The 22,971-nt window shown below is 73.8% G+C and carries 21 protein-coding genes, 1 pseudogene and 1 riboswitch; of the genes and pseudogenes, 11 read left to right on the top strand and 11 right to left on the bottom strand.

The window, feature by feature from the left end; all coding sequences use genetic code 11:
* Positions 1 to 167 precede the first annotated feature (167 nt).
* Both OG332_RS10995 and cobC read right to left on the bottom strand, forming a co-directional pair.
* Positions 168 to 1,415 carry a CapA family protein gene (locus OG332_RS10995; RefSeq protein WP_327413279.1) on the bottom strand — a complete coding sequence of 416 codons (1,248 nt, stop codon included), beginning with the start codon at positions 1,413 to 1,415 and terminating at the stop codon, positions 168 to 170.
* A 177-nt stretch (positions 1,416 to 1,592) separates the two neighbouring features.
* A complete protein-coding gene (cobC, locus tag OG332_RS10990) occupies positions 1,593 to 3,047 on the bottom strand; it encodes an Rv2231c family pyridoxal phosphate-dependent protein CobC (RefSeq protein WP_442816137.1) in 1,455 nt (484 codons plus the stop codon).
* Between the two features lie 129 nt (positions 3,048 to 3,176).
* Between cobC and OG332_RS10985 the strand changes: the two genes are divergently transcribed.
* Positions 3,177 to 3,902 (top strand): ZIP family metal transporter, encoded by a 726-nt coding sequence (locus tag OG332_RS10985; protein WP_327413277.1) that lies wholly within the window; start codon positions 3,177 to 3,179, stop codon positions 3,900 to 3,902.
* Positions 3,903 to 3,904: 2 nt separating this feature from the next.
* Here OG332_RS10985 and OG332_RS10980 read toward each other — a convergent pair whose 3' ends face one another.
* The 7 genes and pseudogenes from OG332_RS10980 to OG332_RS10950 all read right to left on the bottom strand — a co-directional run bounded on the left by OG332_RS10980 (position 3,905) and on the right by OG332_RS10950 (position 12,495).
* Positions 3,905 to 5,323 carry a cobyrinate a,c-diamide synthase gene (locus OG332_RS10980; RefSeq protein ID WP_327413276.1) on the bottom strand — a complete coding sequence of 473 codons (1,419 nt, stop codon included), beginning with the start codon at positions 5,321 to 5,323 and terminating at the stop codon, positions 3,905 to 3,907.
* Complete coding sequence (gene cobO / locus OG332_RS10975; RefSeq protein WP_030716897.1) at positions 5,317 to 5,916, bottom strand: cob(I)yrinic acid a,c-diamide adenosyltransferase; 600 nt, start codon at positions 5,914 to 5,916, stop codon at positions 5,317 to 5,319. Before cobO ends, OG332_RS10980 begins: the two co-directional genes overlap by 7 nt.
* Positions 5,916 to 8,057, bottom strand: a complete 2,142-nt coding sequence (locus OG332_RS10970; protein WP_327413275.1) for a putative cobaltochelatase — start codon at positions 8,055 to 8,057, stop codon at positions 5,916 to 5,918. Before OG332_RS10970 ends, cobO begins: the two co-directional genes overlap by 1 nt.
* A 130-nt stretch (positions 8,058 to 8,187) precedes the next feature.
* A pseudogene (locus tag OG332_RS10965) lies at positions 8,188 to 9,705 on the bottom strand (cobyric acid synthase); the annotation flags it as partial.
* Positions 9,702 to 10,661, bottom strand: coding sequence for a cobalamin biosynthesis protein (locus tag OG332_RS10960; protein ID WP_327413273.1), 960 nt, complete (start codon positions 10,659 to 10,661; stop codon positions 9,702 to 9,704). The pseudogene OG332_RS10965 and the gene OG332_RS10960, both read right to left, overlap by 4 nt.
* Positions 10,662 to 10,719: 58 nt before the next feature.
* Positions 10,720 to 10,805: riboswitch (cobalamin riboswitch) on the bottom strand.
* A gap of 159 nt (positions 10,806 to 10,964) precedes the next feature.
* The gene (locus OG332_RS10955) at positions 10,965 to 11,186 is read right to left on the bottom strand and encodes a hypothetical protein (protein ID WP_030012731.1); all 222 of its coding nucleotides are present in this window, start codon (positions 11,184 to 11,186) and stop codon (positions 10,965 to 10,967) included.
* A gap of 40 nt (positions 11,187 to 11,226) precedes the next feature.
* Complete coding sequence (locus OG332_RS10950) at positions 11,227 to 12,495, bottom strand: inorganic phosphate transporter (protein ID WP_327413272.1); 1,269 nt, start codon at positions 12,493 to 12,495, stop codon at positions 11,227 to 11,229.
* A 355-nt stretch (positions 12,496 to 12,850) separates the two neighbouring features.
* Between OG332_RS10950 and OG332_RS10945 the strand changes: the two genes are divergently transcribed.
* A complete protein-coding gene (locus tag OG332_RS10945; RefSeq protein ID WP_327413271.1) occupies positions 12,851 to 13,981 on the top strand; it encodes an alpha/beta hydrolase in 1,131 nt (376 codons plus the stop codon).
* 132 nt (positions 13,982 to 14,113) lie between these two features.
* Positions 14,114 to 15,616: a hypothetical protein gene (locus OG332_RS10940; RefSeq protein ID WP_442816136.1), complete on the top strand. Its 1,503-nt coding sequence runs from the start codon at positions 14,114 to 14,116 to the stop codon at positions 15,614 to 15,616.
* A 208-nt stretch (positions 15,617 to 15,824) separates the two neighbouring features.
* Here the strand turns inward: OG332_RS10940 and OG332_RS10935 are convergent, their stop codons facing one another.
* Together OG332_RS10935 and ypfJ are read right to left on the bottom strand one after the other, a co-directional pair.
* Entirely contained in the window at positions 15,825 to 16,220 is a 396-nt protein-coding gene (locus tag OG332_RS10935; RefSeq protein ID WP_327413269.1) for a VOC family protein, read from the bottom strand.
* Between the two features lie 63 nt (positions 16,221 to 16,283).
* The gene (gene ypfJ / locus OG332_RS10930; RefSeq protein ID WP_327419174.1) at positions 16,284 to 17,174 is read right to left on the bottom strand and encodes a KPN_02809 family neutral zinc metallopeptidase; all 891 of its coding nucleotides are present in this window, start codon (positions 17,172 to 17,174) and stop codon (positions 16,284 to 16,286) included.
* Between the two features lie 290 nt (positions 17,175 to 17,464).
* Between ypfJ and OG332_RS10925 the strand changes: the two genes are divergently transcribed.
* The 8 genes from OG332_RS10925 to amaP all read left to right on the top strand — a co-directional run bounded on the left by OG332_RS10925 (position 17,465) and on the right by amaP (position 22,924).
* Positions 17,465 to 19,063, top strand: coding sequence for an ABC-F family ATP-binding cassette domain-containing protein (locus OG332_RS10925; protein WP_327413268.1), 1,599 nt, complete (start codon positions 17,465 to 17,467; stop codon positions 19,061 to 19,063).
* A gap of 395 nt (positions 19,064 to 19,458) precedes the next feature.
* Positions 19,459 to 19,680, top strand: coding sequence for a helix-turn-helix domain-containing protein (locus tag OG332_RS10920; RefSeq protein ID WP_030010789.1), 222 nt, complete (start codon positions 19,459 to 19,461; stop codon positions 19,678 to 19,680).
* 167 nt (positions 19,681 to 19,847) lie between these two features.
* On the top strand, positions 19,848 to 20,627 hold the full coding sequence (locus OG332_RS10915) for an enoyl-CoA hydratase/isomerase family protein (RefSeq protein ID WP_327413267.1): 780 nt from the start codon (positions 19,848 to 19,850) through the stop codon (positions 20,625 to 20,627).
* Positions 20,628 to 20,796: 169 nt separating this feature from the next.
* A complete protein-coding gene (locus OG332_RS10910; RefSeq protein WP_327413266.1) occupies positions 20,797 to 21,234 on the top strand; it encodes an Asp23/Gls24 family envelope stress response protein in 438 nt (145 codons plus the stop codon).
* 16 nt (positions 21,235 to 21,250) lie between these two features.
* Positions 21,251 to 21,436: a hypothetical protein gene (locus tag OG332_RS10905; RefSeq protein WP_030716925.1), complete on the top strand. Its 186-nt coding sequence runs from the start codon at positions 21,251 to 21,253 to the stop codon at positions 21,434 to 21,436.
* A 5-nt stretch (positions 21,437 to 21,441) separates the two neighbouring features.
* The gene (locus tag OG332_RS10900; RefSeq protein ID WP_327413265.1) at positions 21,442 to 21,810 is read left to right on the top strand and encodes a hypothetical protein; all 369 of its coding nucleotides are present in this window, start codon (positions 21,442 to 21,444) and stop codon (positions 21,808 to 21,810) included.
* The gene (locus OG332_RS10895) at positions 21,711 to 22,361 is read left to right on the top strand and encodes a DUF6286 domain-containing protein (protein WP_442816135.1); all 651 of its coding nucleotides are present in this window, start codon (positions 21,711 to 21,713) and stop codon (positions 22,359 to 22,361) included. The genes OG332_RS10900 and OG332_RS10895 overlap by 100 nt, the downstream gene beginning before the upstream one ends.
* A 5-nt stretch (positions 22,362 to 22,366) precedes the next feature.
* On the top strand, positions 22,367 to 22,924 hold the full coding sequence (amaP, locus tag OG332_RS10890) for an alkaline shock response membrane anchor protein AmaP (protein ID WP_442816134.1): 558 nt from the start codon (positions 22,367 to 22,369) through the stop codon (positions 22,922 to 22,924).
* Positions 22,925 to 22,971: the final 47 nt, after the last annotated feature.

Raw genomic sequence — 22,971 nt, 5'->3', positions numbered from 1 at the left:
CGGCCCGGGACTCGGCCCGGGACTCGGCCCCGGACATGAACCCGGACCCGGCCCCGGACATGAACCCGGACCCGGCCCCGGACATGAACCCGGACCCGGCCTCGGACTCGAACCCGGATCCGGACCGAGCCGGGCCGCCGCCCCGAGGAGCACACGGAGGGGAGTGCTCAGCGGGGGCGTGCCGCTCTGCGGGTGGCGTGCTCCAGCCCCTGCCCGCCCGCGCCGCGCGACAGCACGGCCTCGGTGACCTGCTGGTCGATCCGGGCGTACTCGCTCCGCTTCGCGGCGGGCAGGGAGGTGTCGGAGGCCGCGCAGGAGGCGCAGACGACACGGAACGGCGGCCCCATGTCCGAGTACTGCGTGAGGTACTCGGCCTTCACCACCTCCCAGCGGCCGCGGTGGGCCGCCGCCGGGGCGAAGGTGAAGCGGGGGACCGAGGACTGGTTGCCGCGCAGTTTGTCGGCCGGTACGAAGCTGGCGACCTGGTCGCCCATCCCGAAGACCACCCACGTGCCGTTGATCTTCTCGTAGGGCTGCGGCACGTGGTTGTGCGTGCCGATGATCAGATCGATGTCGGGGAGGCCGTCGGCCGAGCGGGAGGCGGTCAGCGCCCGCGCCAGTTCCTTCTGCTGCTCGTCGGGCGCCGTCTGCCACTCGGTGCCCCAGCGGACGCTGAGCACGACCACGTTCGCGCCGCCGGCCCGGGCGGCGCGGGCGTCGGCGATGATCCGGTCCTTGTCGATCAGGTTGACGGCCCACGGCTTGTCCTGGGGGAGCGGGATGCCGTTCGTGCCGTACGTGTACGAGAGCTGGGCGACCTGCGCGCCGCCGGCCGCGAGCCGGGCGGGGGCCTTGGCCTCCTCCGCGCTGCGGGCCGAGCCGACGTGCGGGATGCCGACCCGGTCGAGGTGGTCCAGGGTGCGGGCGAGGCCCTCGTAGCCGTCGTCGAGGGTGTGGTTCGAGGCGGTGGAACAGCCGTCGTACCCGGCGTCCTTGAGGGCGTCCGCGAGCTGGTGCGGGGCCTTGAAGGTGGGATATCCCGTGTAGGGGCCGCCGGGGCGCCCGTACGGTATCTCGTGGTGGCATATCGCCAGGTCGGCGGCGGAGACCAGGGGTTTGACCCCGGCGAGTATCTTCCGGAAGTCGTACTCCCCGGCCTCGCCGGCATCGTCCGCAGACCGCTGGACGATCGACGGGTACGGGATGATGTCGCCGGTCGCCACCAGGGTGAAGGGCTGTCCCGCGGAGCCGGCACCCTCCGGCGGGGCGGACGCGGCCCGGTCCGGCCGGCCTTGGAGCCGCTGTTCCGTTCCGGGCGCCGCGCCGCGGTCGAACAGCTGCGGCACGGCGTAGAGACAGCCGCCCACGACCGCCAGCCCGGCCAGCGCCGCGGATATCTTGGCGGATGCCTTCATCTCCGACCCCCCGATGTCATGCACCGATGCGGGGATCCTGACCCGGCCCCCGCCCCCGTGGCCATAGTAGGGGGACCGATCGGGTGACGCCGCCACAGGCTGAGGGAAGGCGCGCAGGTCAGGAGGGGTTTTGAGCCGGAGGAAGCCGCCGGAGGGGCGCGTGCTCGGCGGAGGCCGTCAGCGGGCGGTCAGGGCGAGGGCGTGGTCCAGGGCCTGGAGCAGCCGGCCCGTCGTCGCCCGGTCGCGGACCGCCAGCCGCAGCCAGGAGCGGTCCAGCCCCGGGAAGGTGTCCCCGCGGCGGACGGCGAAACCGAGGGCGCGCAGCCGGGTGCGGACCTCCGCGGCCCGGGCCACCCGGATCAGCACGAACGGCCCCTCCGCCACCCCCACGACCGTCACCTCGTCGAACTCCGCGAGTCCGGCCAGCAGATGGGCCCGGTCCACCGCGATCCGCCGCGCCGCCTCCTCCGCCTCGGCCAGCGCCGCCGGAGCCAGACAGGCCTCGGCCGCCACCAGGGCCGGCGTCGACACCGGCCACAGCGGCTGGGCGCCCGCCAGCTTCGCGATCACCTCGGGCTCGGCCAGCACGTAGCCGATCCGCAGCCCCGCCAGCCCCCAGGTCTTCGTCAGGCTCCGCAGCACCACCAGCCCCGGCAGGTCCATCCGCCCGGCCAGGGCCTCCCGCTCGCCCGGAACGGCGTCCATGAAGGCCTCGTCCACCACCAGGATCCGGCCCGGCCGGGCCAGCGCGGCCAGCATCGCCGCCGGGTGCAGGACGGACGTCGGGTTGGTCGGGTTGCCGATCACCACCAGGTCCGCGTCCTCGGGGACCGCCGCCGGGTCCAGCCGGAACCCGTCCTGCGCCCGCAGCACCACCCGTTCCACCCGGTGGCCCGCGTCCCGCAGGGCCGCCTCCGGCTCGGTGAACTGCGGATGCACCACCACCGGCCGTACGGCGCCCAGCGCCCGCGCGATCAGGACGAAGGCCTCCGCGGCCCCCGCCGTCAGCAGCACCCGCTCGACCGGCAGCCCGTGCCGGGCCGCCACCGCCGCCCGGGCCGCACGGCCGTCGGGGTAGGCGGCGAGATCCCCGAGGGAGGCGGCGATCCGCTGCTTGAGCCAGGCCGGCGGGGTGTCCGCCCGTACGTTGACCGCGAGGTCCACGAGCGCGGAGCCCGCGTCGATCACCTCGGCGTCACCGTGGTGGCGCAGGTCGTGCGCCTGCGCCGTGGCCACCGCGCAAGTGGCCGCCACCGACCGTCGCTTGGGCACGAGGAGTTCCCCGCCCGCCGCGAGGGCCGCGGCCTCCGCCACCGAGGGGGTACCGGCGGCGGTGCGCGCCGCCTCGGAGGGGTGCGGCACGGCGATCGCGGCCAGCTGTTCGGCGGGGTAGCCGACGAGGGGTACGCCGAAACGTTCCGCCGCGCCCGCGATCCCCGCCTCGCCCACCTTCGAATCCACCGTTGCCAGGGCCGTGACCGCGTCCGCGGTCAGCCCGGCCCCCCGCAGCGTCTCCTCGACCAGCGCGCAGACCTCCGCGACGGAGACCCCCGCACGTCCGCCGATCCCGACCACCAGGTGCGTCGCGTAGTCGCCCACCGGGAGTCCTCCCTCCGTAGTCACCGTCACCAAATCCGTCACCGCCGCAGCCGCCGGCCCGCCACCCGCACGTCACCGGCACCGGTCGGTCGTCAACACTCCGATGCCCGCCACCTGCGCGCGGGCGTGCGCGCGGCGCGAGGAGTCTGTATTCAGGGGCACATGGCCGTGATCGTGGCGTTGGGTGCGTTCCTGATGACCCTGGCGGGCGGATGGGCGGCGCAGCGCGTCACCGACCGCCGCCACCTCGTGCTGGGCCTGGCGGGCGGGCTGATGCTCGGCGTCGTCGGCCTCGACCTGCTCCCGGAATCCATCCACGCGGCGGGCGACGAGGTGTTCGGCGTCCCCCTCGCCCTGCTGCTCTTCGTGGCCGGATTCCTCGTCGCCCACGTCGTGGAGCGGCTCCTGGCGGTCCGCCAGGCCGCGCACGGCACCGAGGACGGCGCCCGCGTCCCTCAGGTCGGGCTCACCGCGGCCGCGGCGATGGTCGGCCACAGCCTCGCCGACGGAGTGGCCCTCGGCGCGGCCTTCCAGGTCGGCGGGGGGATGGGCGTGGCCGTGGCGCTGGCCGTCATCACCCACGACTTCGCCGACGGGTTCAACACGTACACGCTCACCAGCCTGTACGGGAACGACCGCCGCAAGGCCCTGATGATGCTCTTCGCGGATGCCGTGGCCCCGGTCGTGGGCGCGGCGTCCACTTTGCTGTTCACCCTTCCGGAGGAACCCCTCGGCGCGTACCTCGGATTCTTCGGCGGCGTCCTGCTCTACCTCGCGGCCGCCGAGATCCTGCCCGAGGCCCACCACAAGCACCCCGCCCTGTCCACACTGATGTGCACGGTGGGCGGGGTGGCCGGGATCTGGCTCGTGGTGGGCATCGCGGACTGATCTCACGGCCGGGCCGCCGCCGCTTCGACGAAGCGGAGCGCGACGGACGGCTCCGCCGCCCAGTGCGTGTGCAGGTAGCTGGCGTGCACACCCTGCTGTACGAAGCCCTCGACGCGGCGTTCGGGGTGCGTGAACCCCCACGCCGGCGCGGCCCCGGCGCCCGGTTCGATCACCGTCCGGTGGAACTCGTGCCCGCGCAGCCGGGTGCCGTTGGCGGCGAGCGCGCTGTCCGACACCGCGACCGCCTCGCGGTAGCCGAGGGTGAGCCGTTCCGACATCCGGGCGTCGGCGTCCAGCACGCCGCACATGGGCTTGCCGTCCAGCGACTGCGCGAGGTACAGCAGCCCGGCGCACTCGGCGGCCACCGGGCCGCCGGCCTCGGCGAACCGGGCCACGGCCCCGCGGAGCGGTTCGTTGGCGGACAGCTCCGGCGCGTACACCTCGGGGAAGCCGCCGCCGATCACCAGGCCGGTGGTTCCCTCGGGCAGTGCCTCGTCCCTGAGCGGATCGAAGGTGACGACGTCCGCGCCCGCGGCTCGCAGCAGCTCCGCGTGCTCGGCGTAGGAGAACGTGAACGCAGGTCCGCCCGCGACGGCGACCACCGGTCGTATGGCGGGATGTGCGGGTGCGGCGCCGTTGCCGGGGCTCCGCCCCAGACCCCGCGCCTCAAACGCCGGCGAGGCTGAATCTGGCGCCCACGCCTCGCACGTCAACGGCGGGGCCGTGCGGGCCAGCGCCATCAGGGCGTCCAGGTCGCAGCCCCGGCGGACCTGCGCGGCCAACGCCGCAACCGCGGCCAGCGCATCCGCGCGCCGCTCGGCCACCGGCACCAGGCCCAGGTGGCGCGAGGGCGTGGCCACCTGCGGAGCCCGCCGCAGGACGCCGAGCACCGGCATCCCCGCCTCCTCCAGGGCCTCCCGCAGCATCACCTCGTGCCGGTCGGAGCCGACCTTGTTCAGGATCACGCCCCCCAGCCGCACCTGCGGGTCGAAGGACGCGAAGCCGTGTACGAGCGCCGCCACCGACCGCGACTGCGAGGACGCGTCGACCACCAGCACCACCGGCGCCCGCAGCAACTTCGCGACCTGCGCCGTCGACGCCAGTTCACCCCGGCCCGCCGCCCCGTCGTAGAGCCCCATCACGCCCTCGACCACGGCGAGGCCGCACCCGGCCGCCGCGTGCGCGAACAGCGGAGCGACCAGCTCCGGCCCGCACATGAAGGCGTCGAGGTTGCGCCCCGGCCGGCCGGTGGCCAGCGCGTGGTAGCCGGGGTCGATGTAGTCGGGCCCGGCCTTGTGCGGGGACACGGCGAGGCCGCGCTCCGCGAAGGCCGCCATCAGGCCCGTGGCGACGGTGGTCTTGCCGCTGCCCGACGAGGGCGCGGCGATGACCAGCCGGGGAACGTGGAACGAGGTCACCACTCGATGCCCTTCTGGCCCTTCTGGCCGGTGTCCATCGGGTGCTTGACCTTGGTCATCTCGGTGACGAGGTCCGCGAACTCCACCAGCTTCTCCGGCGCGTTGCGGCCCGTGATCACCACGTGCTGCGTACCGGGACGGTCGCGCAGCACCTCGATGACCTCGTCGACGTCGATCCAGCCCCAGTGCATCGGGTACGCGAACTCGTCCAGCACGTACAGCTTGTGCGTCTCGGCGGCCAGATCGCGCTTGACCTGCTCCCAGCCCTCCTTGGCCGCCTGCTCGTTGTCGAGCTGCGCGTCCCGCTGGACCCAGGACCAGCCCTCGCCCATCTTGTGCCAGGCGACCGCGCCGCCCTCGCCCGAGGCGCCGAGCACCTTGAGCGCGTTCTCCTCGCCGACCTTCCACTTCGCCGACTTGACGAACTGGAACACCCCGATCGACCAGCCCTGGTTCCAGGCGCGCAGGGCCAGCCCGAAGGCCGCCGTGGACTTGCCCTTGCCCGGGCCGGTGTGCACGAAGACGAGCGGGCGGTTGCGGCGCTGGCGCGTCGTGAGTCCGTCGTCCGGAACGACGGACGGCTGTCCCTGAGGCATTACGCGGCCCTCCTGTTGCTGTCGGATGTCACTGCGGTACGTACGTTCTTCACGAGCCCGGCCAGCGAGTCGGCCCGCAGTCCGTCGAGCGTGACGGCGGGTCCGCCGAGATCGGCGGCCAGTACGCCGGCCAGCCCCAGCCGGACCGGTCCGGATTCGCAGTCCACGACTACCGAGGCGACGCCTGCGGCCTGCAGCAGGCGCGCGCTGCGCCCGGCGAGTTCCCGCGGGGTGCTGTCCGTCCGGCCCGCGGCGGTCCCGGCCGAGGTGGCCCGGCCGTCGGTGACGACCACCAGCAGCGGCCGGCGCGAGGGATCCCGCAGCCGCTCGATCCGCAGAACCTCGTGGGCCTTCAGCAGCCCGGCGGCCAGCGGGGTGCGGCCTCCGGTCGGCAGCTGCTCCAGCCTGGCCGCGGCCGCGTCCACCGAGGAGGTCGGGGGCAGCGCCAGCTCGGCGGTGGCCCCCCGGAAGGTGATCAGGCCGACCTTGTCCCGGCGCTGGTAGGCGTCCAGGAGCAGCGACAGCACGGCGCCCTTGACCGCGCTCATCCGCTGGCGGGCGGCCATCGAGCCGGAGGCGTCGACGAGGAAGAGGACGAGGTTGCCCTCGCGGCCCTCCCGGGTGGCCTGGCGCAGGTCGTCCTTGCGGATGACCAGCCCGCGTCCGTCCCGGCCGCGGGCCCTCTGGTGCGGGGCGGCCGCGTGCACGGTGGCCATCAGGTGCAGCTTCGTCAGGTGGCCGCGGGGGCGCTGGGCGCCGGTGGTCCGGCCGTGCGCGGTACGGGCACGCGAACGGCGCCCGGCGGCGCCCTCGCCGAGACCGGGCACGCTCAGCATCTTCGTCCGGAACGGCTCGGCGGCCCGTACGGCGGCCTGCTCGGGCCCGCCGGCGTCCTGGGCGGAGGGCTGCGGGGACTCGGGGGCGTCCGAGGGGGCCTCGGCGGGCGTCTCGGTGGGTCCGGTGGTGTCGGTGGAATCCGCCGGGGCGTCCGAGCCCTGGGGGCCGCCGCTCTGCGGGGGCACGCCGCCACCGCCGTCGGGACCACCGCCGTTGTCGTCCGGGCCCTCGGAATCCGGGTCGGCGTCCGGGTCCGGGCCCCGGTCGGGCTCCGGGTCGGGCTCGGGCTCCTCGTCGGGGAACCGGTCGAGGATCTCGTCCAGCTTGTCCTCGTCCAGGCCCGGCGCGTCGAAGGGATTGCGGCGCCGCCGGTGGGGGAGCGCCAGCAGCGCGGCCTGCCGGACGTCCTCCTTCAGCACGGTGGTCCGGCCGGCCCAGGCGGCCAGTGCGGTCGCGGTGCGCGCCATGACGATGTCGGCGCGCATGCCGTCGACCTCGAAGCCGGCGCAGGTCGCCGCGATCTGCAGCAGTGCCGTGTCCCCGAGCACGACCTGCGGGAGCAGCGCCCGCGCGGCCACCACCCGGGCGCGGACCTCGTTCTCGTCCCCGGCCCAGCGGGCGGCGAAGCCCGCGGGGTCGTCCTCGTACGCGAGCCGGCGGCGCACCACCTCCACCCGCTGGGCGGGTTCGCGGGAGGCGGCGACCTCGACGGTCAGCCCGAAGCGGTCGAGCAGCTGCGGGCGGAGCTCGCCCTCCTCGGGGTTCATCGTCCCGACGAGCAGGAAGCGGGCCGCGTGCCGGACGGAGACGCCCTCGCGCTCCACGTACGAGGCGCCCATGGCGGCGGCGTCCAGCAGCAGGTCGATCAGGTGGTCGTGGAGGAGGTTGACCTCGTCGACGTAGAGGATCCCGCGGTGGGCGTCGGCGAGCAGGCCGGGCTCGAAGGCTTTCACGCCCTCGGCGAGCGCCCGTTCGATGTCGAGGGCGCCGACCAGGCGGTCCTCGGAGGCGCCGACGGGCAGTTCCACCATGCGGGCGGGCCGGGTGCTGCCGGGGCCGGGCTCGTGCGGGCCGTCGGGGCAGGCCGGGTCCGGCGCGGCAGGCGCGCACGAGAACCGGCAGCCGGGCACGACGTCGACCTGTGGCAGCAGGGTCGACAGCGCGCGCACGGCAGTCGACTTGGCGGTTCCCTTCTCGCCGCGCACGAGCACACCACCGACCGCCGGGCTCACGGCGTTGAGCAGGAGCGCCAGCCGCAAGTCGGCTTGGCCGACCACTGCGGTGAACGGATAGGGCGTGCTCATGCGTTGCTCACTCCTTGGAAGCTGCGGACCGTTGCCGGGGCTGCGCCCCAGACCCCGCGCCTCGAACGCCGGCGGGGCTCGACCTGTAGGGGGCGCGGTGGGGGAGAGCCCCGCAGGGCCCGGCCCGTCATGGCGCACCCGGGGGGAGGAAGGGGAGGTCCGCCGGGGCGCCGGACTCGATCAGCTTCAGCAGCGCGTCCGTGTCCGCGTGCTCCTCGATCAGGTCGCCCAGCAGGTCCAGCTGTTCCTCCCGCAGGGTTGCGAAGGACGTGTCCGGCGCCGGTACGAACCGACGCCCCGAGGCTGCTGCCACTTCCCGGAGGAAGGCGCGGCGGAAGCCGTCCGATTCCAGCGAGCCGTGCCAGTGGGTGCCCCACACCGACCCGACCCGGCAGCCGTCCAGGAAGGGCTCCCCGCCGAGGACCTCCGCCACGCCGTGGTGGATCTCGTACCCCTCGACCGGTTCCCCGAGCGCCGAGCCCACCGGCCGTGCCAGGGTCTTCTCCCGTTCGAAGCGGACCCGTACGGGGAGGAGTCCGAGGCCGTCGACGTCTCCCGCCCGCGATTCGACCTCGTCCGAGATCCGCTCGCCCAGCACCTGGAACCCGCCGCAGATGCCGAGCACCGGCCGTCCCTCGGCGGCCCGCCGCAGCAGCGCGTCCGCGAGCCCGCGTTCGCGCAGCCAGGCGAGGGCCTTCACCGTGCCCCGGGTGCCCGGTACGACGACCAGGTCCGCGTCGGCCAGCTCCTCGGCCCGGTCCACGAACCGCACCACGACCCCGGGCTCCGCCGCGAGCGCGTCGACGTCCGTGAAGTTCGACATCAGCGGCACCGCGCACACGGCGATCCGCAGCACGTCCTCGCCGACGGGCGGTGCCACCACGGACTCCCGTACCGCGCCCCGCAGGGAGACCCGCAGGCCGTCCTCCTCGTCGATGCCCAGACCGTGCTGGAAGGGCAGCACCCCGTACGTGGCCCGTCCGGTCAGGCCGCGCAGCATCTCCATGCCCGGCTCCAGCAGCGACACGTCGCCGCGGAACTTGTTGACCACGTACCCGGCGATCAGCGACTGGTCCTCGGGGGACAGCAGCGCCGTCGTCCCGAAGAAGGACGCGAAGACCCCGCCCCGGTCGATGTCCCCGACCACGACCACCGGGAACCGCGCGGCCCGCGCGATCCCCATGTTCACGATGTCGGTCCGGCGCAGGTTGATCTCGGCCGGACTTCCCGCCCCCTCGCAGATCACGGCGTCATACGTGCCCCGCAGCTGCTCCAGGCAGTCCGTCACGATGCCGAGCAGCTGCTCCTGCCTGCCGCCGTGGTAGCCGCGGGCGCTCATCTCGCCCACCGGCCTGCCCAGCAGCACCACCTGGCTGCTGCGGTCGCTGCCGGGCTTGAGCAGCACCGGGTTCATCAGCGCCGTCGGCTCCACGCGGGCCGCCTGGGCCTGCATCGCCTGGGCGCGTCCGATCTCGGCGCCCTCCCGCGTGACGAAGGAGTTCAGCGACATGTTCTGCGCCTTGAAGGGCGCCACCTTCACGCCCTGGCGGGCCAGCCAGCGGCAGATGCCCGCCGTGACCACGCTCTTGCCGGCGTCCGACGTGGTTCCGGCGACCAGGAGTCCGCCGCCGAGCTTCGCGCCGCTCATCGACGTCCCTTCCTCGTCCTGCAGGAGACCAGCGTCCGGGCCGCCACACAGGCCCCGAGCGCCAGCCAGGTCACCTGTCGCGACAGCCGTACCGCCCGTTCGATGTCCGCGACCTCCACCGGCCGTCCGGCCTCGCCGTTCAGCACCGCCCGGTGCTCGACCCGGCCGCCGTACGCGAGGGTGCCTCCCAGCCGTACGCCGAGCGCCCCCGCGAAGGAGGCCTCGACGGGACCGGCGTTCGGGCTCGGGTGCGCGGCCGCGTCCGCGCGCCAGGCCCGTACGGCTCCCCGCCGGTCGGGGCCGGCCAGTACGGCGGCGGCCGCGGTCAGCCGGGCGCCGGGCCAGCCCGCCAGGTCGTCGAGGCGGGCGGAGGCCCAGCCGTAACGGAGGTAGCGGGGGGACTTGTGGCCGACCATCGCGTCCAGGGTGTTCACGGCGCGGAAGGCCAGCAGGCCCGGAACACCGGCCACGGCGCCCCACACCAGGGCCCCGACCACCGCGTCGGAGGTGTTCTCCGCGACCGACTCCACGACGGCGCGGGCCATCTGCTGCCCGTCCAGGGCCTGCGGGTCGCGCCCGCACAGGTGCGGCAGCCGCTCCCGGGCCACCTCGGTGTCCCCGGCGGCGAGGGCGCCGCCGATGGCGCGGGCCTCCCGGCCCAGCGAGGTGCCGCCCACGACGGCCCAGGTGGCGGCGGCGGTGAGGGCGATACGGGCGGCCGCGGGCCGGGAGCGCACGGCGCGGGCGCCCAGCGCTCCCACGGCGGCCGCGCCTCCGGCGCACACCAGGGTGTGCACGAGGCCGCGGGCGCGGTCGTCGCGCCACAGGGCGCGTTCGACGGCGGCGGCGGCCCGTCCGAAGGCGGCCACGGGGTGCCCTCGGCGGGGATCACCGAGGATCCGGTCGCCGATCAGGCCCGCCGTGGCGCCGTACGCGAAGACGCGATCGGCACGCATGGTGGCAGGTATGTCCTCACTCAGGGTCCGCGCCCTGGTTCGACGTGTCCGGCGGCGAGAGTTCCTGGCTCCCGGGACGCACGCGCGGCGTGCGCTCCCCGGTGACAGTGGCGGGACCGCGCCGGATTCGCACCGGACTTCCTCTCCATGCCGCCGTATTGGCTCGCGCAGTCCACCACGGGCCGAGAAGGCCCGTCAACTCGCCGTTGACCTGCGGCGCGGCAGAGGCGCGGGATGCGAAAAGCTCCCTCCGGGACAAACCCGGAGGGAGCCTTCACGCCTGGTCGGCCGCGGGGCGGCGGATCAGGCGACGATCAGGTAGATCCCGTAGCCCACGGCCGCCGCGATGACCGCGAAGCAGGCGTACGCGCCGCTGCGGGCGAGGGTGGCGGTGCCGCCCTGCTCGGTGGCGGTCTCGTGCTTGGACAGGCCCACCAGGCCCAGGGTGAAGAGGGCCACGAGGGCGACGGTGGCGAAGAGGCTGACCCCGAAGACGGAGCCGAGCGCTTCCCAGTCGATCTTCATACTGCCGCTTTCTGAATGTCCGGGTCTCTGTGTGTCTCGGTCAGACCGCGGCGGCCGGAGCCGCCGGGGTCTGCGCCGCGGCCGGGATGGTGGCCTTGAGGTCTTCATCCGTGACCGCGGCGGTGGTGCCGGCGGCGGCGACGGTCGGCGGGACGGTGACCGCGGCCATCGCCGTGGTGACGACGCCCGGCTCCTCGGCGCGGGCCGGCTCCACCTCGTTGACGTTGTTGTGGTCGACGACCTGGCGGCGCGAGATGAGCCAGATGGCCAGGCAGGAGCCGATCAGGAAGAGCGTGACCGCGGCGATGCCGACGTCACCGATGCGCATGACCAGCTCGGCACCGGCCGACACCAGCGCGGCGGCCGGCAGGGTCAGGCCCCAGGCGACGAACATGCGGGTCGCGGTGGACCAGCGGACCACGCCGCCCTTGCGGCCCAGGCCCGCACCCATGACCGCACCGGAGCACGAGTGGGTGGTGGAGAGCGAGAAGCCCAGGTTGGAGGAGGCGAGGATGACGGACGCGGCCGAGGTCTGGGCGGCGAAGCCCTGCTGCGGGTGCAGGTCGGTCAGGCCGCTGCCCATGGTGCGGATGATGCGCCAGCCGCCCAGGTAGGTGCCCATCGCGATGGCCATGCCTGCGGAGACGATGACCCAGACCGGCGGGTTCGCGTCGGGCGCGATCGCGCCGCCGGCGATGAGGGCCAGGGTGATGATGCCCATCGTCTTCTGCGCGTCGTTGGTGCCGTGCGCGAGGGAGACGAGACCGGCCGAGGCGATCTGACCGGCGCGGTAGCCCTTGGCGGAGGTCTTCTCGCCGACCTTGTTCCCCAGCTTGTACGTGACCTTGGCGGCCAGGTACGCGGCGATGCCGGCCACCAGCGGGGCGGCGATCGCGGGGATGAGGACCTTGGTGACGACGACGCTGCCGTTGACCGCGCCGATGCCGGCAGAGGCGACCGCGGCGCCGATCAGGCCGCCCATCAGGGCGTGCGAGGAACTGGAGGGCAGTCCGACCAGCCAGGTGACGAGGTTCCAGAGGATCGCGCCGACCAGGGCGGCGAAGATCACTTCTGGCTGGATGCCCTCTTCGTTGACCAGTCCCTTGGAGATCGTCTTGGCGACCTCCACGGACATGAACGCGCCGACGAGGTTGAGCACGGCGGACATGGCCACCGCCGTCTTGGGCTTGAGGGCGCCGGTCGAGATGGTGGTGGCCATCGCGTTGGCCGTGTCGTGGAAACCGTTCGTGAAGTCGAACACGAGAGCGGTAATGATCACGATCCCGAGGAGAAGCGTTATGTGCTCCATTTACCCAGGCTTCTGTTTGACGTCAGTGGCTCGGCGACCGTAGGCAATCTGGATGAACGGAAGGTGAACTGACTCGGGCGGAGCGGTGTACTGGCTCGGGGTGCGATCGGAACATTCGTCCTGATTCTGACGTAGATATCTCGATAAATGCACGTCAAAGCCGGGTGAATCTGCCCCTCCGCACCAAACCGGAGGCGGAGGCGCCCCCCGTCCGGGGCGTCCGAATGAGACCTAGATCACTCCGCTCTCGGCGGCGGTGCGACGGTCAGCGGAGCGATCTCCTCCGGTGGCGCTCCGGTGGCGCTCCGGTGGCGCTCCGGTGGCCCTCCGGAGCCCCCGCCGGGACACTGGAACGGTGCGTACCGCGACAGCAACGGCAGCGGCCGTCACCACGACCCTCCTCGGCGCCGGTGCGGCCGCCGTCGCGGTCGGCCGGTACGCCGCCGACGCGGCCCTCCGTCCCGAACCGGGACGCCCGCTCCCCGGCGGGCCACGGCTCAGCGTCCACTCCACCGACGCCGGCCGGGTCGCCCTGACCCGCTCGCTCGCCTCCCTGCGCCCCGGCACCTACGGCCTGGTCGCACCCGGTGTGCACGCGGTCGTCGGGCCCGTGGTCTCCGACGCTGACCACTACCCTGACACCGTCGTACGGCAGCTCCTCACCGTCAGTCACGGCACCCTCGACCCCGGCACCCGCGTCACCCTCACGCCGCAGGTGTACCTGGGCGACCCGCGCACCGCCCTCGGGCTCGACCACGCCGACGTGGACATCCCCGGGGAGCTCGGGGCGCTGCCCGCCTGGTTCGTGCCCGCCGCCCGGGACACCTGGGTGATCACCGTGCACGGGCTCGGCGGCACCCGCGAGCACCCGATGGTGGTGATGCCCTTCCTGAACCGGCACCAGCTGCCCGTCCTGGACCTGGGCTACCGCGGCGACCTCGGCGCTCCGGCCCCGCCCGACGGCCTCGGCCACCTCGGCGAATCGGAGTGGCGGGACCTGGACGCCGCCATCCGCTACGCCGTGCGCTACGGCGCCCGGCGCGTGATCCTGCACGGCTGGTCCACCGGCGCCGCCATGGCCCTGCACGCCGCCGAACGCTCGGCGCTGGCCGACCGGATCTCCGGGCTGGTGCTGGACTCGCCGGTGCTCGACTGGCACGCGACCCTGCGCGGGCTCGCCGCGGCGCGCCGCACCCCGGCCCTGGTGCTGCCGCTGGCCGTCCGGGCCGCCGAGGGCCGTGCGGGGCTGCGCGCCGACCGCCGGCCGCCGGGGGCGGACCCCGGAGCCCTGCGCGTCCCCGTACTGATCTTCCACGGCCCGGACGACGCCCTCGCCCCCTGGGGCCCCTCCCGCCGGCTCGCCGCCGCCCGCCCCGACCTCGTCACCCTGCACACCGTGCGCGGGGCCGGCCACGGGGCCATGTGGAACGCCGACCCGGCCGGCTACGAGGAGGCCCTGCGCCGCTTCCTCACCCCCCTCATGTGAGGGCCTGTCATGTGAAGGCCGTGTGACGGAGCGGTGCCTGCGGGCGTGTTGTCCTGGTCTGCACCGCAGGCGGGCGGTGGTAACGGCTGATTCCGTTTGGGCTTTCGGCCAGTGACGGGCGAGACTGCTTCCGTGACGTCCCGAAAGCCTGATGAGCAGTTGGCTCGCGACTCCAGACTCCGACTCGTCTACCCGAGGTCCGTCGGTACAGCCCGCAAGGCGGTGACCGACCGACGCACCCGGCCCGCCCCGAGGCCCCCGGCGGGCACCCCCGCCACGGCCGACCTCGCGAACCGGGCCCGGGCCTCGCTCGCCGACGCCGTACGCCTGACCCGCTGGGCCGAGCGCAACCTCGGCGCCGGAGACGGCGGACGGCCCGCCCCCACCGGCGCCCTGCCGGCCTCCGACGTCGAACGCGCCGCCGGGGAACTGGGCCTGACGCACGGGCAGATCCGGGTCGGCTGGGACCGCGCCCGGCTGGCCGGCCTGGTCGAGGTGCACGGCGGTCACGCCCGGCCCGGCTGGCGGCTGCGGGCCTGGGACCGCGACGACACCGCCGTACTGCGCGGCTGGGTCGCCCTCTTCGACGCCTGGTCGCTCGTCCACCCCGCCCCCGCCGACATCGCCCCCTCGGCCGTCGCCGAGGTCGTCGAGGCGATGCCCCAGCTCCTCTCCCTGCTCCAGCTGTCCGCCGGCCCGGTGACCGTCCCCGACCTGCTGGACCTCCTCGGGCAGCGCGTCACCGAACTGCGCGACGAGCGGTGCGAGATCCCCTACGACGCCGAGCCCGCGGCGGCCCGCACGGCCGCCGGCGAGCCGGACGAGCCGGACGAGCGCCCGGCTTCCGCCCAGGACGTACCCGGGCAGGACCGGTCCGCGGCCGCCGGAACAGGCTCCGCGGAGGCCCGCCCCGTCCCCCTCGCCCGGCTGCTGCGCTGGGCGCTCGGCGGACTCGCCGCCGTGGACGCCGTCACCCTCGGCCCCGCCCGGGCCACGCTCACCCGGCTCGGCAGCTGGGCCGTCTGGGTCAAGCTGGAGCAGATCTGCGTCGCCGCGCAGAGCCCCGCCGGGAACATCGAGCAGTCCGCCGCCGCCATGCTGCACGGCTGCGCACGGCTCACCCCCGGCCCGGCCCGTGCCGAGTACCGGGCCTGGCTCGCCGCCCGGCCCGTCGGCCACGCCGTGACCGAGCTCCTGCAGGCCGCCCGCGGCGAGGACGCCCTGCTGCGCGGCCTCGCCTTCGAGGCGCTGCGCGTCGTCGGCGCCCCCGCCGAGCCCGAGGTGCGCGCCGCCGTGCGCGAACCCGCCCTGCGCCCCTACGTCCTGCTCTGGCTCGCCGAGCACGACGGGATCGACCCCGACGAGGCGCAGGACGTGCTCACCGCCGAGGAGTCGACCTGGCTCTGGGTGGACACCGCGGCCGCCATCGCCGACCACGGCGAGGCCGAACTGCTGGCGCGCCACCTGGACTCGGCCGTCCGGACCACCGTCCCCCGGCTGCTGGACGAGGTCCGCGCGGTCGGCCATCCGCGCACCGTGCAGGTCCTGGTCGCGCTGGCCGCCGCACACCCCGACCCGGCCCTGGCCAAGGCCGTCCGCCGGGCCGCCTTCCAGGTCCACACCGGCGGCGCCTGAGGCCCGGCCGGGCGCCGTGCGGTGAGAGGCTGCCGTGCCCGGGCCGTCCCTGCGCCGGGCCGCGTACCGCTGGCCGCCGGGCCGCGTACCGCTGACCCGCACAGACATCCGTGCCGCCGTGCTCCGGCCGGGGCGCGGCGGGGCACGGCCCGCGCAGACAGCCGTCCAGCCGTGCCCCCGGCCAGGGCGCGGCACGGCGCCGCAGGTGTCAGACCTGCGGCGCGTACGTGCCGAAGCTCCAGATGTTGCCCTCGGCGTCCCGGGCCATGTAGTCGCGCGAGCCGTAGTCCTGGTCCTTGGGTTCCATCACGATCTCCACCCCGTGCTCGGCGGCCCGCCGGTGGTGGGCGTCCACGTCGTCGACCACGACATAGATCCCCGAAGGGCCCGCCCCCTCCATGGCCTTGTCGAAGACCCCGCCGGTGCCCTTGCTGCCCAGCATCACCACACCGTTGCCGTAGGCCAGCTCCGCGTGCACCACCGAGCCGTCCTCACCCTCGTACACCTCGACCTGGCTGAACCCGAAGGCTTCGGTCAGCAGCCTGATGGCGGCCTTCGCGTCGCGGTAGACCAGTGTGGGACAGATGGACGGAACGCCTGCCATGACGATCACTCCCTCTCGTGACGGTGACCCGCGTCACACCAGAATGGCAGGCGGAGGCGACAGTCAGCGGAAGGTGTTGCACTGGGCCATGTCGCCCGTGCGGTAGCCCTGGTAGAACCACTGCCGGCGCTGCTCGGCCGAGCCGTGCGTCCAGGACTCCGGGGTCACCCGGCCCTGGAACCGCTCCTGGATCCGGTCGTCGCCGACCGCGGCCGCCGCGTCCAGTCCGTCCCTGATGTCCTGGTCGGTCAGGTTGGTGATCAGCGGTCGCCCGGTGGACTCGTCCGGGGTGCGCGTCGCGTTGTGCGCCCACACCCCGGCGTAGCAGTCGGCCTGCAGCTCGACCTTGACCGCATTGCTGTCCGCCCCCTGCCGGCCGTCCTGGGAGCGCTGGAGCGTCCCGAGCAGGTTCTGGATGTGGTGCCCGTACTCGTGGGCGACGACGTAGGCCTGGGCGAAGGGGCCGCCGCTCGCGCCGAACTTCGTCCGCAGCTCGTTGAAGAAGCCCAGGTCCAGATAGACCTGCCGGTCGGCGGGGCAGTAGAAGGGGCCCACCGCCGAGGTGGCGGTCCCGCACGCGGTGTTCACCCGGCCGGTGAAGAACACCGTCGACGCCGGGCTGTACTGGCCGCCGCGCCGGGCGAACTCCTGCCTCCAGAAGTCCTGGGTGCTGTTGACCACCGCGACCAGCCGGCAGTCCTCGCGCGCGTTGGCGTCCCGCCCCGTCCTGCACTCCTGCTGCACCTCGTTGACGGAGGATGCGGCCGGCCCCGGCTCCTGGTCCCCGGAGGACAGCCCCAGCTGCTCCGGACCCACGCCGAGGAGCAGTCCCAGGATGAGCGCGACGATGCCGACGAGGCCGCCGCCGACCGTGGCCCTCCCGCCGGGGATGCGGCCGCCACGCACATCCTTCACCTCGGAGGTGTCCAGGTTGGCGTCGTCGTCGAACTGCATCCCCGCACCGCCCTCTCTTCGCGGGACCAGGTGGGTCACACGGCCGCTTCTGCGGCGAGTATCGACCCATTCCTCCCCGTACGCGCTCGGGCCCTCCCCGGGGTCCCTGGGCCGAACGGGGGACACGGAGCGGCGGCTCCCGCCCGCCGGGCGGCCCGGCCCGCGCCCGGAAACCAGTTGCACACCCCCGGTAGAATGTCTCCCATGGCAAATCTCCTCGCGGATTAGCGGCGTCGAAGCATCGCGTCCTGCCCCCCTTCCGCCGTCCCGACCCGCCCTGGAGTATTTCCGTGATCACCGCCACCGGCATCGAGCTGCGCGCCGGCGCCCGCATCCTCATCGAGTCCGCTTCCTTCCGCGTCGCCAAGGGCGACCGCATCGGCCTGGTCGGCCGCAACGGAGCGGGCAAGACCACCCTCACCAAGTGCCTCGCGGGCGAGGGACAGCCCGCCGCCGGCTCCATCGCCCGCTCGGGCGAGGTCGGCTACCTCCCGCAGGACCCGCGCACCGGCGACCTCGACGTCCTGGCCCGCGACCGGATCCTGTCCGCGCGCGGACTCGACGTACTGATCAAGAAGATGCGCGCCAACGAGGAGCGCATCGCCACCGGCGCCGGCGCCACCCGCGAGAAGGCGCTCAAGCAGTACGAGCGCCAGGAGACCGAGTTCCTGACCAAGGGCGGGTACGCCGCCGAGTCCGAGGCCGCCACCATCTCCGCGGCGCTCAGCCTGCCCGACCGGGTGCTCGGCCAGCCGCTGCACACCCTCTCCGGTGGTCAGCGCCGCCGCGTCGAGCTCGCCCGGATCCTCTTCTCGGACGCCGACACCCTGCTCCTCGACGAGCCCACCAACCACCTCGACGCCGACTCCATCGTCTGGCTGCGGGACTACCTGAAGAACTACCGCGGCGGCTTCATCGTGATCTCCCACGACGTCGACCTGGTCGAGACCGTCGTCAACAAGGTCTTCTACCTGGACGCCAACCGGTCCCAGATCGACGTCTACAACATGGGCTGGAAGCTCTACCAGCAGCAGCGCGAGGCCGACGAGAAGCGCCGCAAGCGCGAGCGTCAGAACGCCGAGAAGAAGGCCGCGGCCCTGAACTCGCAGGCCGACAAGATGCGCGCCAAGGCCACCAAGACCGTCGCCGCGCAGAACATGGCCAAGCGTGCCGACCGGCTGCTCGCCGGCCTGGACGCCGTCCGCGTCTCCGACAAGGTCGCCAAGCTGCGCTTCCCGGACCCGGCGCCCTGCGGCAAGACCCCGCTGACGGCCGAAGGCCTCTCGAAGTCGTACGGCTCGCTGGAGATCTTCACCGACGTCGACCTGGCCATCGACAAGGGCTCCCGCGTCGTCATCCTCGGCCTGAACGGCGCCGGCAAGACCACCTTGCTGCGCCTGCTGTCGGGCACTGAGAAGCCGGACACCGGCACCGTCGTCCCCGGGCACGGCCTCAAGCTCGGCTACTACGCCCAGGAGCACGAGACCCTGGACCCGGACCGCACGGTCCTGGAGAACATGCGCTCCTCCGCGCCGGACCTGGACCTGGTCGCCGTGCGCAAGACGCTCGGCTCCTTCCTGTTCTCCGGGGACGACGTGGACAAGCCCGCCGGGGTGCTCTCCGGCGGTGAGAAGACCCGCCTGGCCCTGGCCACGCTGGTCGTCTCCTCGGCGAACGTGCTGCTGCTCGACGAGCCCACGAACAACCTCGACCCGGCCAGCCGCGAGGAGATCCTGGGCGCCCTGCGCACGTACAAGGGCGCGGTCATCCTCGTCACGCACGACGAGGGCGCCGTCGAGGCGCTGGAGCCGGAGCGGATCATCCTGCTCCCGGACGGCGTCGAGGACCTGTGGGGCCCGGACTACCGGGACCTGGTGGCGCTCGCCTGACCCGGGCACGGTCCCGCCCGGCCCCTGGTCGTCCCCGGTCCGGAGTCACTCCGGACCTGATCCAGTTCCTTATGGATCATTCGGCTCAGGGGTGATCCATCATCTGAGTGAGACGGTCTCGTACCGTTGCGCGTCGTACGACGGCCCCGGCCGCACCAGCGAAGGTGCGCGGCCGGGGCCGTTCGTTTTCCGCCGCCCCGCCTCTGACCTGGCGATTTCCGGTGGGGGCGGCGAAGTGTGACGGAAGTCATGTGGCGGAAGAGAAGATTCCGTTCTGCTCGGGCGTCCACGGCTCGAGAAATGCCGCCGTACCGACCTTGCTGAATGGGTGGCCAGGAAGCGTGGGAGGGGTGATCATGAGAAGTCCAGAGCGCACTTCCCATGAGGAGGCACGGGTGGCCGAGACTCTGAAGAAGGGCAGCCGGGTAACCGGCGCCGCGCGCGACAAGCTCGCGGCAGACCTGAAGAAGAAGTACGACTCCGGTGCGAGTATCCGGGCGCTGGCCGAAGAGACCGGTCGGTCCTACGGATTCGTCCACCGGATGCTCAGTGAGTCCGGGGTTTCGCTGCGCGGTCGCGGTGGCGCGACGCGGGGCAAGAAGGCGGCTACGGCCTGACCCTGGTCCCATCGGTTCCAACGCTCCAACGCTCCAACGGCTTCAAAGCTCACATGTTCCGACGGTTCCTTCGGTGACCCCCGGTCGGCCTCCCGGTCGGCTGGGTGGTTACTGTGCAGTCACTTAGGCCGGGCTTGCGGCCGACTGCACACCGGAGGCATACACAGATGGCTCTGCTCGACAAGGACGGCGTACGACTCACCGTCGACGACACGGTCGCCACGGTGACACTGACCAATCCGGCCAAGCGAAATGCCCAATCCCCCGCGCTCTGGCGGGCTTTGGCCGAGGCCGGGAGGTCGTTGCCGGGCACCGTCCGGGTCGTTGTGCTGCGCGGTGAGGGCCAGTCCTTCTCCGCCGGGCTCGACCGGCAGGCGTTCACCCCCGAAGGTTTCGAGGGCGAGCCGTCCTTCCTCGATCTGGCGCGTGGATCGGACGAACTGCTCGACTCCACGATCGCCGAGTACCAGGAGGCATTCACCTGGTGGAGGCGTAACGACATCATCTCCGTCGCCGCCGTGCAGGGGCACGCGATCGGCGCCGGCTTCCAGCTCGCGCTCGCGTGCGATCTGCGCGTGGTCGCGGACGACGTGCAGTTCGCCATGCGCGAGACCAGCCTGGGCCTGGTCCCCGACCTGGCCGGAACCCAGCCCCTGACCTCGCTGGTCGGCTACGCCCGCGCGCTGGAGATCTGCGCGACGGGTCGCTTCGTGCATGCCGAGGAAGCGGAGCGGGTCGGCCTCGCCAACCTGGTCGTCCCGGCCGACGAGCTCGACGCCGCCGTCCAGGACCTCACCACCGCGCTGCTGGCTCCGCCGCGCGACGCCGTGATCGAGACCAAGGCGCTCCTGCGCGCCGCGCACTCCCGCCCGTACGACGACCAGCGCGCCGCCGAGCGCGCCGCCCAGGCCCGCCGCCTGCGGGACCTGGCGGGGCTCTCCGACTAGCCCGCGCGCCTCACACGCCGGCGGGGCTGGATTTGGCGCGGCCCGATCCAGCCCCGCCTTGGGGCGCGCGTGCCACCGGTTCCGGCCGAGCGGCGTAGTCCCGAGGCGCGGGCGCGGCCACGCGCTTAACGTGGTGCGGAGTGAGTCCGCACGCGCGAAGGGACACGCCATGACCGAATCCGCATCAGGCCGCGGTGGCTCCGCCAAGGAACCCGGCGACCGGGGACGCACGAGCATCTCCGACGGCGTGGTCGAGAAGATCGCCGGGCTGGCCGCCCGCGAGGTGGTCGGCGTACACGCCATGGGCAGCGGCACCGCCCTCTCCCGTACCTTCGGCGCCGTCCGCGACCGCGTGCCCGGCGGCCAGAAGGCCTCCGTCAGCCGCGGGGTCAAGGCGGAGGTCGGCGAAGTCCAGACCGCCCTCGACCTGGAGATCGTCGTCGACTACGGCGTGTCGATCCGCGACGTGGCACGGGCGGTCCGTGAGAACGTCATCTCGGCGGTCGAGCGGATGACCGGCCTGGAGGTCGTCGAGGTCAACATCGCCGTCAGCGACGTCAAGCTGCCCGACGAGCCCGACGAGGAGCCGGAGCCCCGTCTCCAGTAGCCGAGAGGAGCCCGCAATGAGCATGGCGATCGCAGGCCTGTTCGCCGGAATGGCCCTGGCGTTCGCCGGGTACTTCGGCGGTTTCGGCGCCTTCCTCCTGGTGGCGGCCCTCGGCGCCCTCGGATTCGTCGTAGGACGCTTCCTCGACGGGGACCTGGATGCCGGGGACCTGTTCCGCCGCCGTGACGACCGGCGCGGGTGAGGCCGGTGAGCACGACTCAGCCCCGGGCCACCCCGCCACGGGTGGCCGCCGCCGACCGCGGGTCCACCCTCATCGCCGACCGGGTCGTCGCCAAGATCGCGGCCCAGGCCGCGAGGGAGGCGCTCGCCGCCCCCTCGGGCGCGCCCCCGCACGCCACCGTCACGGTGCACCACGACATCGCACGGGTACGGGTGAGCCTGGAGCTCGACTACCCCTCCGACCTCGCCGCCCAGTGCGCCGCCGTACGCGCCCGGGTCGCCCTCCGCGTCGAGGAGTGCGCGCAGATGTCCGTGCCCGAGGTGGACATCGACGTCGAGCACCTGCACTCCCCCCACACCCGGACCGCCGCCGGGCGGGACCGGCGGCTGCGGTGACGGCCCCCGGGTCCGGCCGAGCCCACCGGTTCCGCTCCACCCGGCGGGTGCCCGCCGCGCTCACCGCCCTGGCCGTGCTGGGGGTGGCGGGGCTGTTCCTGTACGACCTGGCCGCCGTACGGGCCGGCCGGCCCGCCATGAGCTGGCGCCGCGACCTCGCCCACTGGCTGGAAACACGGACCCCGGCCGACCTGTCGGTGCAGGTGACCGGCGGGGCCCTGGCCGTGGCCGGGGCGGTCCTCCTGCTGCTGGCGCTCACCCCCGGGCTCCGCCGGATCCTGACCATGCGGACGCCCGGCCAGGGCGCCGCGGTACGGGCCGGTCTCGGCCGCAAGGACGCCGCGCAGGTCCTGCGGGACCGGGCCATGGAGGTGTCCGGGGTGCGCTCGGTCCGGGTCAAGGTGGGCCGGTCCCACATCGGGGTGCGGGCCACCTCGCACTTCCGCGAGCTGGACGACGTACGGGCCGACCTGGACGCCGTACTCGCCGTCGGCGTCGAGGAACTGGGCCTCGCGCACCCGCCGCAGCCGCGCGTACGGGTCAGGAGGTGAGCGGGATGCTCGGGACGGTGAACCGGATCCTGCTGGCGGTGTCCGGAGCGGCCCTGCTGGCGGCCGGGGCCGTGCTGCTGACGGGCTCGCGGCCGCTGCACGGGCGGCACGCGCCGCTGCTGACGGCCGAGGCGAGGCGCCGGTACTGGCACGCCGACGGCTGGTGGCCGTGGGCGGTGCTCGCCGGACTCGCGGTGGTCGTGCTGCTGGCACTGTGGTGGCTGCTGTCCCAGCTGCGGCGCCCGCGACTGCCCGCGGTGGTCGTGGACACCGGGGACGGGGCCTTCGCCCTGCTGCGCGGGCGCGCCCTGGAGGAGGCGGTGGCCGCGGAGGCCGGCGCGCTCGACGGGGTCGCCGGCTGCCGGGTGGTGCTGCGCGGGCGGCGCGGGTCGCCCGCACTGCGGGTCGCGCTGGAACTGGAACCCCACGCGGTCCCCGCCGACACGCTCGCCGCCGTGGCGGGCCCGGTGCTCACCCACGCCCGCGCCTCGGCGGGCCTCGCCGATCTCCCGACGGAGGCCCGCCTCAAGGTGACGTCGCACCGGGCGCAGCGGGTCACTTAGGCCCTCTCTTTCGACCTGGCCCGAACGGTCCGCAGCCCCGGTACGGC

This window comes from Streptomyces sp. NBC_01233, from assembly GCF_035989305.1.
Lineage (GTDB): Bacteria > Actinomycetota > Actinomycetes > Streptomycetales > Streptomycetaceae > Streptomyces.
Note: the sequence above shows the minus strand (reverse complement) of the source record. Positions and strands in the feature narration are given on the sequence as shown.

Bases quoted from the DNA above. Each gene is read 5' to 3' on its own strand.
- OG332_RS10995 (WP_327413279.1), bottom strand. From the start codon at position 1,415: ATGAAGGCATCCGCCAAGATATCCGCGGCGCTGGCCGGGCTGGCGGTC.
- OG332_RS10985 (WP_327413277.1), top strand. From the start codon at position 3,177: ATGGCCGTGATCGTGGCGTTGGGTGCGTTCCTGATGACCCTGGCGGGC.
- cobO (WP_030716897.1), bottom strand. From the start codon at position 5,916: ATGCCTCAGGGACAGCCGTCCGTCGTTCCGGACGACGGACTCACGACG.
- OG332_RS10970 (WP_327413275.1), bottom strand. From the start codon at position 8,057: ATGAGCACGCCCTATCCGTTCACCGCAGTGGTCGGCCAAGCCGACTTG.
- OG332_RS10960 (WP_327413273.1), bottom strand. From the start codon at position 10,661: ATGCGTGCCGATCGCGTCTTCGCGTACGGCGCCACGGCGGGCCTGATC.
- OG332_RS10955 (WP_030012731.1), bottom strand. From the start codon at position 11,186: ATGAAGATCGACTGGGAAGCGCTCGGCTCCGTCTTCGGGGTCAGCCTC.
- OG332_RS10950 (WP_327413272.1), bottom strand. From the start codon at position 12,495: ATGGAGCACATAACGCTTCTCCTCGGGATCGTGATCATTACCGCTCTC.
- OG332_RS10935 (WP_327413269.1), bottom strand. From the start codon at position 16,220: ATGGCAGGCGTTCCGTCCATCTGTCCCACACTGGTCTACCGCGACGCG.
- ypfJ (WP_327419174.1), bottom strand. From the start codon at position 17,174: ATGCAGTTCGACGACGACGCCAACCTGGACACCTCCGAGGTGAAGGAT.
- OG332_RS10915 (WP_327413267.1), top strand. From the start codon at position 19,848: ATGGCTCTGCTCGACAAGGACGGCGTACGACTCACCGTCGACGACACG.
- OG332_RS10910 (WP_327413266.1), top strand. From the start codon at position 20,797: ATGACCGAATCCGCATCAGGCCGCGGTGGCTCCGCCAAGGAACCCGGC.
- OG332_RS10905 (WP_030716925.1), top strand. From the start codon at position 21,251: ATGAGCATGGCGATCGCAGGCCTGTTCGCCGGAATGGCCCTGGCGTTC.
- amaP (WP_442816134.1), top strand. From the start codon at position 22,367: ATGCTCGGGACGGTGAACCGGATCCTGCTGGCGGTGTCCGGAGCGGCC.